Origin of the sequence: Mesorhizobium sp. M0077 (assembly GCF_040322955.1) — a bacterium.
Taxonomy (GTDB): Bacteria; Pseudomonadota; Alphaproteobacteria; order Rhizobiales; family Rhizobiaceae; genus Mesorhizobium.
Map to the genome: position 1 here is coordinate 438,243 of NZ_JAMYUL010000001.1, position 14,069 is coordinate 452,311.

A 14,069-nucleotide genomic window follows, 5' to 3' on the forward strand; every position below is an offset into this window, starting at 1 on the left:
ATAGGAGGGCCCTCGCTCATGATAGGGCCTCGGACAAGGCGGCCGACCATTCGGCAATGCGGGTTTCGAACACCGCCTCGTCAATGGCGACGGTAAGGTCGAAGCCGGGTGCCTCGACGAAATCGAGATTGGCCGCGCGTGGGCCGAGCGAAGCCTTCAGCGTCTCGAACAATGACAGCGGCCCGCGCACGGCGATGCGCACCGCCTCGCTGTCGCCGACCGCTTCGCGGATCGTGCCGGCAAGGGCTTCCAGCGAACGCTTCTGCAGATCGTCGCTGACGAGGCCGCCAATGATGCGCGCAATGGTGGCGCCGACGAGGTCGCTGACCTTCGCCTCCATGATCTCGATACGGGCAGTGACTACCGCGCCGAGATCGCCGCCGAAACTTTCCAGAAAGGCCTTTGCTTCATCGGCGTTGGCTTGGCTCTGCGCCTCGAGCGCTGCCTGGTGGGCGATGGCAAGGCGGGCTTCAAGGGCGGCTTCGGCATCGATGACCGCTTCGGCGATCAGCGCGCCGATGTCGGCCTGCGGCGCCGACGTCTCCGGCCTTGGCTCGGCCATGGCCGCGAGCGAGGGCTGGCCGGCACGCTGGCTGCGTGCGCCGAAATCCGGCAAAAGGTCGAAAAGCGCTGCCGAGGCCATGGTCTATACCGCTGCTTCCTGGGCCGCCCATTTGCGCAGGATCTGCGCGGTGCGCTCCTCATTGATGTCGACCATGCGGGCAAGCCGCTCCTGTGGCGCCGGCCTGATCTTCTGGCGAAGATCATCGAGTGGAGTCGGGCCGGGGCGGCTGCCGGGCAAGGCAGCCGGCGCCGGTTCGGCCCTGGCGGCTTCGGGTGTTGGCAGTGAACGCTGGACGTCGTCGAAGCTCGGACCGGCAAGTGCCGGCGTCGGCCGCGCGCTCAGCGCGGTGGCCATTGGCCTCAGGCCGAAGAAGGCGACCAGGAACACCACGACGATGAACGCGCCGGCATTGATCATCGTACCGGCATGGGTTCCGATCGACGCCATTATGCCCGGCTGCTCGACCGCCTCGCCGTCGAGCCCGTCGATGAACTCGACCGCCGAGACATCGATGATATCGCCGCGCTTGTCGTCGAAGCCGGTGGCCGAGGCCACCATCTTCTGGATGTCGGCAACGCGCTTGGCGATCTGCTCGGGCGTTGCGTCCTTGCCGACGATGGTCATCAGCCGCTGCTGATTGACGACGACGGCGATCGACATCTTGGTAACGGAATAGCCGTTCGAGACTGTGGCGATCTTCTTGGAGTTGATCTCGTAATTGGTGATCTCCTCCTTGCGGTCGTTCGCCGATGACGTCTGCGGACCATCGGTGCTGGTCGCCTGGGTCTCGGGCAGGTTCTGCTCGACGCTGGCCGGGGTCGAGGCCTGCCTCTGATTGCTGTTTTCGTTGGCGCGCACCGACTGCACGGAACGCTCCACGCGCGACTCCGGATCGAAGATTGTCTCTTCGGTCTGGCGGGTGTCGGTATTGACGTCGGCTTTGACGCTGGCGCGGAAATTGTCGGGGCCGAGATAAGGCGTCAGCGCGCGGCGGATGTTGTCGCCGATCTGCGCCTCGACGGTCTGCTCGACCCCGAGCGTGCGGGCAGCACTTGTGTTGGAGGGATCGTCGCCGGCGGCGAGAAGGTTGCCGTTGGAATCGAGCACGGTAACCTTGTCGGCCGACAGGCCCGGCACGGCGGCGGCGACGAGATGGCGGATCGACATGGCGCTCTTTTCGGCGTCGATGCCGGAATAGCGGATGACCACCGAGGCGGAGGGTTGCTGTTCGTCGCGGCGGAAATTGGCGCGCTCGGACATGACGATGTGAACGCGGGCGGCCTTGATGCCGGATATCGACTGGATGGTGCGGGCGATCTCGCCTTCCAGCGCGCGCACGCGGGTGATCTGCTGCATGAAGGAGGTCAGCCCGAGAGAACCGACATTGTCGAACAGTTCGTAGCCGGCATTGGCGCTGGTCGGCAGGCCCTTTTCGGCAAGCAGCATGCGCGCCTGCGCGGTTGTGCCGGCCGGCACCAGCACGGAGGTGCCGTCGGAGCCGACGTCGAAGCCGATGCCGGCTTCGCCGAGCACCAGGCCGATCTGGTTCACGTCGGAGCGATCGAGCCCGACATAGAGCGTCTCATAGGCCGGGCGGTTGAGATAGACCGAGCCGATGCCGATGACGGCCATCACCAATGCGGCAATGCCGGCCAGCATGGCAAGGCGCCTGACGCCAAATGCCCTGAGATTCGAGATGATGCTCTGGATCTGTTGCGGCACGATTCAAGCGCTCCCAGCATGATATTCCGTGGGAACACTAGACCGCGAAGCTTGTGCGAAGATGATAGAGCATGTCGCCCGGAAGTGTGCAGCGGTTCCGGGTCAACGACATGCGTCAAAACACACCCATACAGGAAAGGGCCGCGCTGTTGGCGCGGCCCCTATTCAAGGAAGAGAAAGCCGGGTCAGGCTTACTGCTTGAACAGCGCCAGGATCGACTGCGAGTTGCCGTTGGCGATCGACAGCGACTGGATGCCGAGCTGCTGCTGGACCTGGAGTGCCTGCAGCCGCGTCGATTCCTTGTTCATGTCGGCATCGACCAGCGCGCCGACGCCCTTGTCGATCGAGTCCGACAGGTTCGACAGGAAGCTCTTCTGGGTGTCGATGCGCGACTTGGCGGCGCCGAGATAGGCAGCGCCTGTGGACAGCTTGGCAAGCGCCGTTTCAACGGCGCCAAGTGCGGTGTCGATGGCTGCCGGAAGGACCTGGGTGGTGCTGGGATCGAAGAAGGTCGTCGCCAGCAGAGCGCCGACGATGCCGCCGGTGCCGGGAAGATCGAGGACCTGCGTGTCGGCCGCCTTGACGTCGATGGTGTCGATGGCGACGGTCGTGCCGGTGCGGTTATAGGACGCGACGATCTTCAGGTCGGAGGTCGCAGCAGCGTCGTTCTGCAGCAGGTTCGAGCCGGCATAGGAGGCGTTGGTGACCGACGACTTGATCTGGTCCTGGATGGCCTTGATTTCGGTCGCGATCTTCTGCTGGTCGTCCTTGCTGGCGCTGCGTGCAGTGACCAGCTTGGCCTTGATCAGGTCGACCTGGTCCTTGATGTCGGTGATGGCGGTGTAGGCGGTGTCGACCTTGCCGGCGCCGAGGCCAAGCGCGTCCTGAACGGCCGAAAGCGCCTTGTTGTCGGACTTCATCGTGGTGGCGATCGACCAGTAGGCGGCGTTGTCGCTGGCGGTGGCGACGCGGTAGCCGGTCGAAATGCGTGACTGGGTGGTTTCAAGCTGCTTGTTGGTGTTGTTCAGGCTCTGCAGCGCGGTCAGAGCCGAAGCGTTCGTCATGATGCTAGCCAAGATATTTACCCCTTTTCAACACTGGCGTGTCCCGAACACGCCGGATCAACTTCATCAAGGGGGTAGGCATAAGCCCATCGACCGTATGGTCTGCCCGCCATAGAATGGTTAACCATGACTACCGGGATATGGTTAACGGCCTGTTAAACCAAGCCATTCAGGGCGCTGGCCAAGAGCAAAAATCGGCAGCCATTTAGCAAGAAAATCAACAGCCGCAAAAAGAAATCGGGCCGCGCTGTTGGCGCGGCCCGACGGATGGTGTCAGTCGGAATGTCGAGAGATCAGCCGCGGAAGAGCGACAGGATCGACTGCGAGTTGCCGTTGGCGATCGACAGCGCCTGGATGCCGAGCTGCTGCTGGACCTGGAGGGCCTGCAGACGGGTCGATTCCTTGTTCATGTCGGCGTCGACCAGAGCGCCGACGCCCTTGTCGATCGAGTCCGACAGGTTCGACAGGAAGCTCTTCTGGGTGTCAATGCGCGACTTGGCGGCGCCGAGCGAGGCAGCGCCGGTGGACAGCTTGGCAAGCGCGGTTTCAACAGTGCCGAGCGCGGTGTCGATGGCGGCGGGGGTAACCGCCGTGGTGCTCGGGTCGAAGAAGGCAGCGGCGAGCAGGCCGCCGACGATGCCGCCCGTGCCGGCGACATCGAGAACCTGCGTATCGGCAGCCTTGACGTCGATGGTGTCGATGGTGACAGTCGCGCCGGTACGGTTGTAAGCCGCAACGATCTTCAGGTCGGACGCAGCGGCAGCGTCGTTCTGCAGCAGGTTCGAGCCGGCGAAGTTGGCGTTGGCGACCGAGGACTTGATCTGCGCCTGGATGGCGTTGATTTCGGTCGCGATCTTCTGCTGGTCTTCCTTCGAGGCGCTACGGGCAGTGACCAGCTTGGTCTTGATCAGGTCGACCTGGTCCTTGACGTCGTTGATGGCGGTGTAGGCGGTGTCAACCTTGCCGGCGCCGAGGCCGAGGGCGTCCTGCACGGCCGAGTTGGCCTTGTTGTCGGACTTCATCGAGGTCGCGATCGACCAGTAAGCGGCGTTGTCGGAAGCGGTGGCAACGCGGTAGCCGGTCGAGATGCGGGCCTGCGTCTGCTCGAGGGATTTGTTGGTGTTGTTCAGGCTCTGCAGCGCGGTCAGCGCCGAGGCGTTCGTCATGATACTGGACATGGCTACTCGTACCTTGATTTTTACAGGGTGTTTTTGACATACCGGCTTTTCCGGTATGACGGAGCGGCATCATGCCAATGATCGTGAGACCCGATCACCCGCCATCTGCGAGCAATATGCGGGCAAGTCCCTACCAAAGGACTAAACGGGACGGTTAACCGGAAATATATTGCATAAAATTTTAGCAAGGCGCCAAGGGCGCGCGGACGGTCAGGTGAAGGAGCGCACCAGGCTGCCGACAAGCAGGTTCCAGCCGTCGATGAGGACGAAGAACAGGATCTTGAAGGGCAGCGAAACGACGGTCGGCGGCAGCATCATCATGCCCATGGCCATGGTGATGGTGGCGACGATCAGGTCGATGACGAGGAACGGCAGCACGATCAGGAAGCCGATCTCGAAGCCGCGGCGGATTTCGGAGATCATGAAGGCCGGCACCAGGATGCGCAGGTCGACGGTGTCCCTGGCAACGACCTGGCCGCGTTCGCGGGCGAGATCGGCGAACAGGTCGAAGTCCTTGTCGCGGACATTGTGCAGCATGAAGGTGCGGAACGGGTCCGAAATCTTTTCGAACGCCTCGGTCTGGCTGATCTGGTTGTCCATCAGCGGCTTGACGCCGGTGTTCCAGGCCTGGTCGAAGGTCGGCGCCATGACGTAGAAGGTCATGAACAGCGACAGCGAGATCAGGATCAGATTGGCCGGCGTCGACTGCAGGCCGATGCCGGCGCGCAGGATCGAGAAGGCGATGACGAAGCGGGTGAAGCTCGTCACCATGATCAACAGGCCCGGCGCCACCGACAGCACGGTGATCAGACCGAACATCTGGATGATATAGCCGACGGTGGCGCCGTCGGCCTTGCCGATGCCGCCGAGATCGAGCTGCTGGGCGGCGGCGACAGAGGTGGCGGCGACGACGATCGCGGCGGCGAGGACGAGTTTTCTCATTCGAGCAGCAATGTCCTGATCAGAACCTGTTTGGCATGGCCACCGCTGCGGATTGCGGCGCGCTCCTCGAGGTCGGCTTTCAAATGCTGGTAGCCGCTGGCGCCTTCGATCTGATGCATCTTCAGGGTGCGGACCATGGCAAGCAGGTCCTGGTGAATGCTTTCGGTAAGTTCCGGCGGCTGCGGCGCATCGTAGACCACCGACGCTTCCAGCCTTATCCAGGTGTCAGCAGGCGAAGCCAGATTGGTGGTGATCGGCGCCAGCTGGACAAGCGTCGGCCCGGTGCCGGGAGCATGTTCGGCCGCCTTGCTCGGTTGCTCGGCATTGGACTGGTTCTCCGGTGCGGCGGGCACAGGCACCGGTCCCCCGACGCCCTTCAGATAGCCGCCGGACATCCAGCCCATGCCGATCGCGGCGCCCGTCACCGCCAGCAGCATCGCAAGCTGGATGACAAGCGACGGGCCCTTTTTTTGCTGAACCTGTTCGACATTTGCCACGGCGCCGTTCTCCAGTCCTAAAAGGGGAGGACTTGGTCGAGGATCTGCTGACCGTAAGCGGGCTGCTGGATTTCGCTGACGCGGCCGCGGCCGCCATAGGAGATGCGCGCCTCGGCGATGCGTTCATAAGAGATGGTGTTTTCAGCGCCGATATCGGATGGACGCACCATGCCGGCGATGGTCAGCACTCTGAGCTCGTAATTGACGCGCACCTCCTGTGAGCCCCGGATCATCAGATTGCCGTTGGGCAGGACTTCGGTGACGACGGCGGCGACGTTGAGCTCGAGGTTCTCCGAGCGCTTGATTTCGCCGTCCGCATTGGTTTCGGTGGTGGAGCTCAGCCCCGCGTCGCCCTTGCCGCTGGTGGTGGCACCTTCCCATCCGAGGTTGACGTCATAGCCGAGCTTGCGCCCGGCGGTGCGGCTGCGATCGTTCTGGTTCTTGAAGTTGGCCTTGTCGTTGAGCTTGATCCTGACGGTCAGGATGTCGCCGTCGCGCAGCGCGCGCGGGTCGGTGAACAGCCGGCTCTGGCGGTCGTCCCACAGCGAGAATTTCTTCACCGGCGCGGCTGGCGTTTCGGGATAGGAGTAGGGCGAATTGACGCTGCCGGTAATGCCGGTGCCGACCGGCGACAGCGCCGGCTCCCTGCCGATCTCCCTGGGGTCGGAGGCGCATCCGGCAAGTGAAGCCGTGGCGACCAGGGCGAGAATATGCGACTTCATGACGGATCTACCCTTCGGGCCGCGCTGGCCATGATGCCGGTGAGTGTGGCCGCTGCCTTCTGGTCCATCTCGTTGAGAATGACGCCGGCTTTGCGCGAATCGAGTTTCATCAGGATGGCGGCGGCGAGATCGGCGTTGACCATGGCCAGGCGCTCGGCCGCGGCATCCGGTTTCATGCCGGCATAGATCTTGACGACGCCATCCTCGGCGCGGGCCAGGAAGACTTCACGCCGCTTCAGCCATTGCTCGTATTCGGCGCGCTTGTCGTCCAGCGCCTTCATGCGCAGGTCGATGCCGGCCTGCAGCTGCTTCAGCTCTTCGGCCTGCAGCGCGTAGCGGCGGTCGCGGGCGGCGTCGGCGATGTTGGAGCAGAAGCGCTGGATCTCGCTTTCATCGGGCACCTTCTCGCGGACCAGCTGCTGCACTGCCGCTGGCTGTTGCCCGCCAAGCAGAACCTGCCGCACCGCTTCTTCCGCGCGGACAGTGCCGCCGGCAAGGACGGTGGCGGCGATGACGCAAGCTGCCAAGGCTGCGCTGCGGCGGTGCTGCTTTTGGGAAAAGAAATCGATCATCGGCATGGCCTATTGGAGAACCAGATCGGCCTGCAAAGCGCCGGCCGACTTGATGCCTTGCAAAATGGCAATGATGCCGTCCGGCTTGACGCCGAGACGGTTGAGGCCCGACACCAGCGTTTCGAGGTTCGGTCCGTCGAGCACATTGACGCGGGCGTCAGGCCGCGTGGCATCGATGGTGGTGAAGGGTTCCTCCGCTGTCACGCCCTTGGAGAACGGTTCCGGCTGGACGATCTTCGGCTGTTCGGTGATGCGCACGGTGAGCGTGCCGTGGCTGATCGCCACCCGCGAGATCTTGACCTCGTTGCCGATGACGATGGTGCCGGTGCGTTCGTCGATGACGACGCGTGCCGGCGTGTCGGTCTCGACCACCAAATTCTCGATCTCGGCGTAGAAGCGCGCCGCCGAAACATTCTTCGGCCGCCTGATCTGCACGGTACGTGCATCGCGCTCCGCCGCCACGCGCATGCCGAAGCGTTGCGAGGTGTAGCCGTTGATGGCGTCGGCGATGCGAACGGCAGTGGAGAAATCGGGGTTGCGCAATTGCAAGGTGAGCAGCGCCTGGTCCTCGAATTCGGCGCGCACAGTGCGCTCGACGATGGCGCCGTTGGGCACGCGGCCGGCCGTCGGCACGCCCTGCGTCAGCTTTTCGGCATCGCCCTGGGCGGTGAAGCCGGAAACGATGACCGAGCCTTGCCCGACAGCATAGATCTCGCCATCGGCCGCCTTCAGTGGCGTCATTATCAGCGTGCCGCCGGCAAGCGATGTGGCGTCGCCCATGGAGGAGACGTCGATGTCGATGCGGGCGCCCGACTGCACGTAAGGCGGCATGTTGGCGGTGACGATGACGGCGGCGACGTTCTTGGCCCGCGCGCTGCCACCTTCGGTGGCGATGCCGAGATTTTCGAGCATGGCGCGGATCGACTGTTCGGTGAAGGGCGAATTGCGCAGGCTGTCGCCCGATCCGGCGAGGCCGATGACGAGGCCGTAGCCGACGAGCTGGTTGTCGCGCGAAGCCTGCAGCTGCGCAATGTCCTTGATGCGCGATGCGACCTGGCCGGGTGGCAGAGAGCTTGGGCCGTTGGAGACCCTGAACATGCGGTTGGTGGTGGCCGGATCGTATTCGGGATCGACAAAGGCGCCGCCATTCTGGCCGGCAAGATCGCGCTTTTGCTTCGGCGTAAGACCGTCGGCCAGCGCCGGCTGCAGGCCGACAACGGCCGCGAGCAGAAGGGCAGCTCCGCGTCTCATGACGCGCTGACCCGGATGGTGCCGTCAGCCATCACCGTGCCGGAAAAGATCTTGCCGCTGTCTGTGTTGCGGACCTTTATCAAATCGCCGGCGGCACCCGGCTGCAGCGACACCGCCGTGGCCGAAATGGTGAGGTCGCCGGCGATGAAATAGACCTGCACGTCGGCGCCCTGTTCGACCAGCCAGGCGTCGCGGATGGCGGCGACCGGGATATAGCGGCCGGGCAGCAGCGTGCGCTTGGCGACCTTGCCCTGGAGTTCCATGGCCCGCGTGGCGACCGCATCTGGCCTGTGCTTGCCGGGGAGCAGCGTCACCGATTTCAGCACGCCGGTGTCGATCATCTCGCCGGGATAAATGACCCGGTTGGGGATCAGAACGATCTCGCCGGTTGCCTGACTGCTCGCGACCTGAGTGGTGGTCTGCTGGTCTGCGCTCTCCTGGGCAAACGCCGGCACACCGCCGGCCACCAGCGCCAGGATCAGCGCGGTGCGGCAAAGCGCGGAGCGGAAGGCCGGAGAGACCATCAAATCTTACCTGATGTTCTTGGACACGACGGAGGCCATGTCGTCGGCGGCCTGGATGACCTTGGAGTTCATCTCATAGGCGCGCTGCGCCGAGATCAGCTCGGTGATTTCCTTGACCGGATCGACGTTGGAGGCCTCGAGATAACCCTGCTCGACCGAGGCGAAGCCGGGATCGCCGGGCACGCCGACATTGGCCGGGCCGGAGGCCGGCGTCTCCTGGAACAGATTGTCGCCGAGCGGCGCGAGGCCTGCTTCATTGGCGAAGTTGGCGAGCTGCAGCTGGCCCAGCAGCTGGAGGTCGGTCTGGCCGTCGATGCGGGCAAAGACCTGGCCGGTCTTGTTGACGACAACTTCGATGGCATCGGTCGGCACGGTGATGGCCGGGATGACATTGGCGCCGTCGACGGTCACCAGCTGGCCGGTGGCGTTGGTGTTGAAGGCGCCGGCGCGGCTGTAGAGTGTGCCGCCGTCGGCGCCCTCGATCTGGAACCAGCCGCGGCCGGTCAGCGCCATGTCGAAACTGTTGCCGGTCGAGGTCAGTTCGCCCTGGGTATGGACGTTGCGCACCGCCGTCGTCTTGACGCCAAGGCCAATCGACACGCCTTCCGGCACCAGCGATGAATTGGAGCGGTTGGGCACGCCCTGCGTGCGGTCGACCTGGTAGAGCAGGTCGGAGAATTCGGCGCGCGCGCGCTTGTAGCCGGTGGTGTTGATGTTGGCGATGTTGTTGGCGATCACTTCCAGATTGGTCTGCTGGGCATTCATGCCGGTCGCTGCGATGGCGAGTGCTTTCACGGCAAGTCTCCTCAGATGCCCATACGGCTGATTTCGAGATAGGCGGAGACGACCTTGTCGCGGATGGCGATCGTGGTCTGCAGGGCCTGCTGGGCGCTCATGACGGCGTCGACGACCTGACGGGTATCGGCGTCGCCCTTGAGCGCCTGGATCGAGACCTGCTCGGCGTTCTGCAAGGTGTTGACGGTCTTTGAAGCAGCCTGGCTCAGCGCTTCGGCGAAGGTGGCGCCGATTTCGCTGCCGGCCATCGGCGCCCTGGTGCCCTGGAACAGGTCGGTCGTGGTATCGGCGCCACCGATCTCCGGCTTGAGGGGAAGCGATCCGATACCGCCAATGCCGCTGATCATTACTGGTTCCTCATCAGGTCGATGGTCATGGAGATCAGATCACGCGCCTGCTTGATGACCTGAAGGTTGGCTTCGTAGGAGCGGTTGGCTTCGCTCATGTCGGCCATCTCGACCAGCACGTTGACATTGGGCATCTTGACGTAGCCCTTGTCGTCGGCGGCCTCGTTACCGGGCTGGAACTCGACGGGAAAGTCGCTGGGGTCGCGGTCGATCGAGTTGACCTCAACCGTCGTGCCACCCGAGGCACGGTCGAGTTCCGAGACGAAACTGATGGTCTTGCGGCGATAGGGGTCGGCGCCCGGCGTGTTGCCGGTCGACTGCGCGTTGGCAAGGTTTTCCGACACCACGCGCAAGCGGTCCGACTGGGCGCTGAGGCCGGACGCGGCGATCTTGAGAGCTGAGGTCAAGGCGTCCATGGTCAGCTCTTCACCGCCATCATCATCATCGAATGGAAGGCCTTGACGATCGCCGTGTTGAGTTCAAACGAGCGGCGGACCTCGCCGGCCTTCATCAGTTCGTTCTCGACCACTACCGTGTTCTTCGAGGGCATGATGGCGCCGGTCGTCTCTTCTGGCTTGACCGTGAAGCCGGCATTGGTGGCGGCAGTGCCGAGGTGGCCTGCCTGGGTGGCGGTCAGCGACACTGCCGTGCGGTCGAGCACCTTCTCGAACGGCTCGACATCGCCGGCGGTGTAGCCGGGCGTGTTGACGTTGGCGATGTTGCCGGCAATGGCGGACTGGCGCACCGACAGCCATTGCGACTGTTTGGCGGCGAGATCGAAAAGATTGACGGGCTCCATGGGGATCTCCGGGCTGGTACGAACAAGACTAGGCTGCCAGTCTTGCGCGGACCTTGCGCGAGCCGGGGGGTAACCCGGTGTGCCGCTATTTGGAGAGTTCGATCACCTGGTCGGTGCTGGTGACCATGACCCACTTGCCGCTGCGTTGCTCGATCGACGAGACGACGCTGGAGTCTGGCAGCTTCGACCCGCGCTGGACGATCCACAGGCCGGCATCGTCCTCGATCATGGCGCGGCCATTGGCGACATGAACCATGCGAAATTTGGCGTCCGCCGGGAAGGGCTGCTCGTCGACGCCGGGAGGCCGGGTCTTGTCCTCGGGGTCCTGCAGCGTGCCGGTGGCGAACAGGTCGACATCGGGAACATCGTTTGCCGTCAGCGGCTGACCGCTGTTCTCCATCTGCGAGCCGCCGCTGACCCGCCCTGCATTGGTGCCGCTGCCGCCGAACTTGATCGCCTGCACGCCGAACTGGTCCTGATTGAAGAAGATATACCAGGGAAACAGCGCGCAGATCAGGCCGAGCGTGATGCCGAGCGCGGCAAAGACGATATCACTGCGGCGGTCGGATTTCTTGTCGAGCCTGGGATATTGCGGCCTTGTCGGCTGCGGCCATTCGGTGACCGGGAACAGCCCGTCGAGAAGCGAGTCACGACTGGTCTCGATCGCTTCTTTGGGGCCGGCGCGAGGGGCCCTTGGCAATTCAGGCTTGACGACGCTGGGCAAGGCAGGCTCGGCCAAGCGAGGCACAGTGGACTCGACTACGCTGGCTACCCTGGGCAAGACTGGCCTGGCGGCCCTGGCCAGAATGGCCTCAGCCTTGGCGACCTTGTCGAGATCGGCCTTTGCCCTGACAGCTCTCGCTTCGTTGGCCCGGGCTTCCTCGGCGGCACTGGCCTCTGCGATCATCTCGCGCAAAAGCCGCTCGGTGTACTGAAGCTCAGTCTCCTGCATCGACACTTTGCTTGCCTTTCAGATGACGGGCGAGGTCGGAGAATGCGTCGCTCGAGGCGCGATCCCTGGGCGACTGCGTCAGCGCCTCGTAGATCAGCGGCACCTGGCGCACGGCAATATCGAGCTCGGCGTCGGCGCCGCCCTGATAGGCACCGAGCAGGCGGATGTCGCGGGTGTCCTCGAAGCGCGAGATCATCGATTTCAGCCTGGTCACCAGCATGCGTTGCTCGGGGCTCCATGCCTTGTCGGCGAGGCGCGAGATCGACGACAGCGGATTGACCGGGGGGTAGCGGCCCTGTTCGGCAATGGCGCGGTCGAGCACGACATGGCCGTCGAGGATGCCGCGTACCGAATCGGCGACCGGGTCGTTGTGGTCGTCGCCGTCGACCAGCACCGAGATGATGGCAGTGATTGATCCCTGTCCTTTGATACCGGGGCCTTCAGCGCCCGGGCCAGCGCGTTCGAGCAGCTTAGGCAGATCGGTGAAAACCGAAGCGGGATAGCCGCGGGCGACCGGCGGCTCGCCGGTGCCGGTCGCTACCTCGCGCAGCGCATGGGCAAAGCGGGTAATCGAATCCAGCACCAGCAGCACGCGATGGCCCTGGTCGCGAAAATGTTCGGCAACGCGCATGGCGGTATCCGGCGCGCGCCGGCGCATCATGGCGCTCTCGTCGCTGGTAGCGACGACGGCGACCGTCTTGGCCATGCTCTCTGCGCCGATCGTGTCTTCGAGGAATTCGCGTACCTCGCGGCCGCGCTCGCCGATCAGCGCCACGACCACGGTGTCGAAGGCGTCGGCGCCGGCCAGCATAGCGAGCAGCGTCGACTTGCCGACGCCGGAACCGGCAAAGACGCCGAGGCGCTGGCCGAGGCAGAGCGGCGTGAAGATGTCGATCACCTTGACCCCGGTCGTGAAGGCGGTGCCGACGCGCTGCCGCGCCATGGCGCCGGGCGTTGTGCCGTCGCCGCTCGCAGCCTCGCCGATCCTGGTCAGCGGCGGGCCGCCGTCGATGACGCGGGTCAGCGCGTCGATGGCGCGCCCGCGCCACGAAGCATGCGGCGTTACCGTCAGCGGGCCGCGGCGAAACACGGCGTCGCCGATGCCGGCGTCGGCGCTGCGTTCGAAAGGGGCGATGACGACTTCGTCGCGGCCGATCCTGACGATCTCGCCGCGGCGCGTGCCGGCATTGCCGCGCTGTTCGACGAGGTCGCCAAGCCTGGCGACTTCAGACAGGCCGCGCACCTTGTAATGCGTTGGCGAAACCTCCGAAACACGGCCGCCGCGCCGCAGCAACGTCTCGGTGTCATCGAAGCGGCGCCAGATCCGCTCCAGCGCAGCCAGCCGGTTTTCCGGTGCTGTCTCCGGTTGCCGTTCAAGCGCGCGTATCGATGATTTGCTGCTCGACATGCTGCTACGACTTGGAGCCGAGCGTCTTGATGGCGTCGTCGGTCGAGGCGTCGGTCTGGCGCATCAGCGCGGCGGTGTTCTCGAAGGCGCGCTGGACCATGATCAGGCGCGTCATTTCGAGCACCGGATTGACATTGGATTCCTCGACATAGCCTTGCGCGACGCCGAGATCGGAACGGTCGGTGACCGGCTCCGGCGCACGCGCGGGCACGATGCCAGAATTGCCGTAGCGGACGAAGTTCGGACCGGGGTCGAAATTGAACAGGCCGATGGCGCCGACAAGCTTGTCGCCTTGGCGCAGCGAGCCATCGGCGCCCGCCTTGGGCGGACCGTCGCGCGGGTCAAGCTGGATCGGCGCGCCGCCGGCATCCAGCACCGGATGGCCCTCGAGCGACATCAACTCGCCGTTCTCGTTCATCGAAAAACGTCCGTCGCGCGTCATCACGGTGCCGGCCGGGGTGTCGATGCCGAACCAGGCATCGCCCTGGACGGCGAAGTCGAACGGGTTGCCGGTCTGCGTCATCGCGCCATGCGCGCCGGACAAATAGGTCTTGCCGGAGGAGGCGAAGGACACCGATTTGGGGCCGCTGCCGGAGACGACATCCTCGAACTTCACGCCGGTGGCGCGAAAGCCGATGGTCGAGGCGTTGGCGACATTATCGGCGATGGTGTCGAGACGGCGCTCAAGCGCGATCTGCGAGGAAAGGGCGACGTAAAGGCTGTCCTGCATG

17 protein-coding genes are annotated in these 14,069 nt (G+C 64.4%); all 17 read right to left on the minus strand.

The window, feature by feature from the left end; genetic code table 11:
• Nucleotides 1-16: 16 nt before the first annotated feature.
• On the minus strand, nt 17-643 hold the full coding sequence (locus tag NKJ57_RS02130) for a hypothetical protein (protein ID WP_352499083.1): 627 nt from the start codon (nt 641-643) through the stop codon (nt 17-19).
• A gap of 3 nt (nt 644-646) precedes the next feature.
• Nucleotides 647-2,287 (minus strand): flagellar basal-body MS-ring/collar protein FliF, encoded by a 1,641-nt coding sequence (gene fliF, locus NKJ57_RS02135; protein ID WP_352510410.1) that lies wholly within the window; start codon nt 2,285-2,287, stop codon nt 647-649.
• Nucleotides 2,288-2,478: 191 nt separating this feature from the next.
• Nucleotides 2,479-3,363 (minus strand): flagellin N-terminal helical domain-containing protein, encoded by an 885-nt coding sequence (locus NKJ57_RS02140; RefSeq protein WP_023683302.1) that lies wholly within the window; start codon nt 3,361-3,363, stop codon nt 2,479-2,481.
• Nucleotides 3,364-3,644: 281 nt separating this feature from the next.
• Nucleotides 3,645-4,529, minus strand: a complete 885-nt coding sequence (locus NKJ57_RS02145) for a flagellin N-terminal helical domain-containing protein (protein WP_023683303.1) — start codon at nt 4,527-4,529, stop codon at nt 3,645-3,647.
• A 210-nt stretch (nt 4,530-4,739) separates the two neighbouring features.
• Nucleotides 4,740-5,471, minus strand: a complete 732-nt coding sequence (gene fliP / locus NKJ57_RS02150; RefSeq protein ID WP_023686348.1) for a flagellar type III secretion system pore protein FliP — start codon at nt 5,469-5,471, stop codon at nt 4,740-4,742.
• The gene (locus tag NKJ57_RS02155) at nt 5,468-5,968 is read right to left on the minus strand and encodes a flagellar basal body-associated FliL family protein (RefSeq protein ID WP_023673655.1); all 501 of its coding nucleotides are present in this window, start codon (nt 5,966-5,968) and stop codon (nt 5,468-5,470) included. Before NKJ57_RS02155 ends, fliP begins: the two co-directional genes overlap by 4 nt.
• A gap of 17 nt (nt 5,969-5,985) precedes the next feature.
• Complete coding sequence (gene flgH, locus NKJ57_RS02160; protein ID WP_352510411.1) at nt 5,986-6,690, minus strand: flagellar basal body L-ring protein FlgH; 705 nt, start codon at nt 6,688-6,690, stop codon at nt 5,986-5,988.
• The gene (locus NKJ57_RS02165) at nt 6,687-7,268 is read right to left on the minus strand and encodes a MotE family protein (RefSeq protein ID WP_352510412.1); all 582 of its coding nucleotides are present in this window, start codon (nt 7,266-7,268) and stop codon (nt 6,687-6,689) included. The genes flgH and NKJ57_RS02165 overlap by 4 nt, the downstream gene beginning before the upstream one ends.
• A gap of 3 nt (nt 7,269-7,271) precedes the next feature.
• Entirely contained in the window at nt 7,272-8,513 is a 1,242-nt protein-coding gene (locus NKJ57_RS02170) for a flagellar basal body P-ring protein FlgI (protein WP_023673652.1), read from the minus strand.
• Nucleotides 8,510-9,037: a flagellar basal body P-ring formation chaperone FlgA gene (gene flgA, locus NKJ57_RS02175; protein ID WP_352510413.1), complete on the minus strand. Its 528-nt coding sequence runs from the start codon at nt 9,035-9,037 to the stop codon at nt 8,510-8,512. The genes NKJ57_RS02170 and flgA overlap by 4 nt, the downstream gene beginning before the upstream one ends.
• A 6-nt stretch (nt 9,038-9,043) precedes the next feature.
• A complete protein-coding gene (gene flgG, locus NKJ57_RS02180) occupies nt 9,044-9,832 on the minus strand; it encodes a flagellar basal-body rod protein FlgG (protein ID WP_023686343.1) in 789 nt (262 codons plus the stop codon).
• Nucleotides 9,833-9,843: 11 nt separating this feature from the next.
• Nucleotides 9,844-10,179: a flagellar hook-basal body complex protein FliE gene (fliE, locus tag NKJ57_RS02185; protein WP_023701074.1), complete on the minus strand. Its 336-nt coding sequence runs from the start codon at nt 10,177-10,179 to the stop codon at nt 9,844-9,846.
• Nucleotides 10,179-10,595 carry a flagellar basal body rod protein FlgC gene (gene flgC, locus NKJ57_RS02190; RefSeq protein ID WP_023686341.1) on the minus strand — a complete coding sequence of 139 codons (417 nt, stop codon included), beginning with the start codon at nt 10,593-10,595 and terminating at the stop codon, nt 10,179-10,181. Before flgC ends, fliE begins: the two co-directional genes overlap by 1 nt.
• Before the next feature lie 2 nt (nt 10,596-10,597).
• A complete protein-coding gene (gene flgB, locus NKJ57_RS02195; protein ID WP_023683310.1) occupies nt 10,598-10,978 on the minus strand; it encodes a flagellar basal body rod protein FlgB in 381 nt (126 codons plus the stop codon).
• An 85-nt stretch (nt 10,979-11,063) separates the two neighbouring features.
• Nucleotides 11,064-11,930 carry a hypothetical protein gene (locus tag NKJ57_RS02200; RefSeq protein WP_352510414.1) on the minus strand — a complete coding sequence of 289 codons (867 nt, stop codon included), beginning with the start codon at nt 11,928-11,930 and terminating at the stop codon, nt 11,064-11,066.
• Complete coding sequence (gene fliI / locus NKJ57_RS02205) at nt 11,917-13,338, minus strand: flagellar protein export ATPase FliI (protein ID WP_352510415.1); 1,422 nt, start codon at nt 13,336-13,338, stop codon at nt 11,917-11,919. Before fliI ends, NKJ57_RS02200 begins: the two co-directional genes overlap by 14 nt.
• Before the next feature lie 4 nt (nt 13,339-13,342).
• Nucleotides 13,343-14,068 carry a flagellar basal-body rod protein FlgF gene (flgF, locus tag NKJ57_RS02210; protein WP_023671749.1) on the minus strand — a complete coding sequence of 242 codons (726 nt, stop codon included), beginning with the start codon at nt 14,066-14,068 and terminating at the stop codon, nt 13,343-13,345.
• Nucleotide 14,069: the final 1 nt, after the last annotated feature.

What these genes read in the sequence shown, in the direction of transcription:
- NKJ57_RS02130 (WP_352499083.1), bottom strand. Translation starts at nt 643, where the DNA reads ATGGCCTCGGCAGCGCTTTTCGACCTTTTGCCGGATTTCGGCGCACGC.
- NKJ57_RS02145 (WP_023683303.1), bottom strand. Translation starts at nt 4,529, where the DNA reads ATGTCCAGTATCATGACGAACGCCTCGGCGCTGACCGCGCTGCAGAGC.
- fliP (WP_023686348.1), bottom strand. Translation starts at nt 5,471, where the DNA reads ATGAGAAAACTCGTCCTCGCCGCCGCGATCGTCGTCGCCGCCACCTCT.
- flgH (WP_352510411.1), bottom strand. Translation starts at nt 6,690, where the DNA reads ATGAAGTCGCATATTCTCGCCCTGGTCGCCACGGCTTCACTTGCCGGA.
- NKJ57_RS02165 (WP_352510412.1), bottom strand. Translation starts at nt 7,268, where the DNA reads ATGCCGATGATCGATTTCTTTTCCCAAAAGCAGCACCGCCGCAGCGCA.
- NKJ57_RS02170 (WP_023673652.1), bottom strand. Translation starts at nt 8,513, where the DNA reads ATGAGACGCGGAGCTGCCCTTCTGCTCGCGGCCGTTGTCGGCCTGCAG.
- flgA (WP_352510413.1), bottom strand. Translation starts at nt 9,037, where the DNA reads ATGGTCTCTCCGGCCTTCCGCTCCGCGCTTTGCCGCACCGCGCTGATC.
- fliE (WP_023701074.1), bottom strand. Translation starts at nt 10,179, where the DNA reads ATGATCAGCGGCATTGGCGGTATCGGATCGCTTCCCCTCAAGCCGGAG.
- flgC (WP_023686341.1), bottom strand. Translation starts at nt 10,595, where the DNA reads ATGGACGCCTTGACCTCAGCTCTCAAGATCGCCGCGTCCGGCCTCAGC.
- flgB (WP_023683310.1), bottom strand. Translation starts at nt 10,978, where the DNA reads ATGGAGCCCGTCAATCTTTTCGATCTCGCCGCCAAACAGTCGCAATGG.
- NKJ57_RS02200 (WP_352510414.1), bottom strand. Translation starts at nt 11,930, where the DNA reads ATGCAGGAGACTGAGCTTCAGTACACCGAGCGGCTTTTGCGCGAGATG.
- fliI (WP_352510415.1), bottom strand. Translation starts at nt 13,338, where the DNA reads ATGTCGAGCAGCAAATCATCGATACGCGCGCTTGAACGGCAACCGGAG.
- flgF (WP_023671749.1), bottom strand. Translation starts at nt 14,068, where the DNA reads ATGCAGGACAGCCTTTACGTCGCCCTTTCCTCGCAGATCGCGCTTGAG.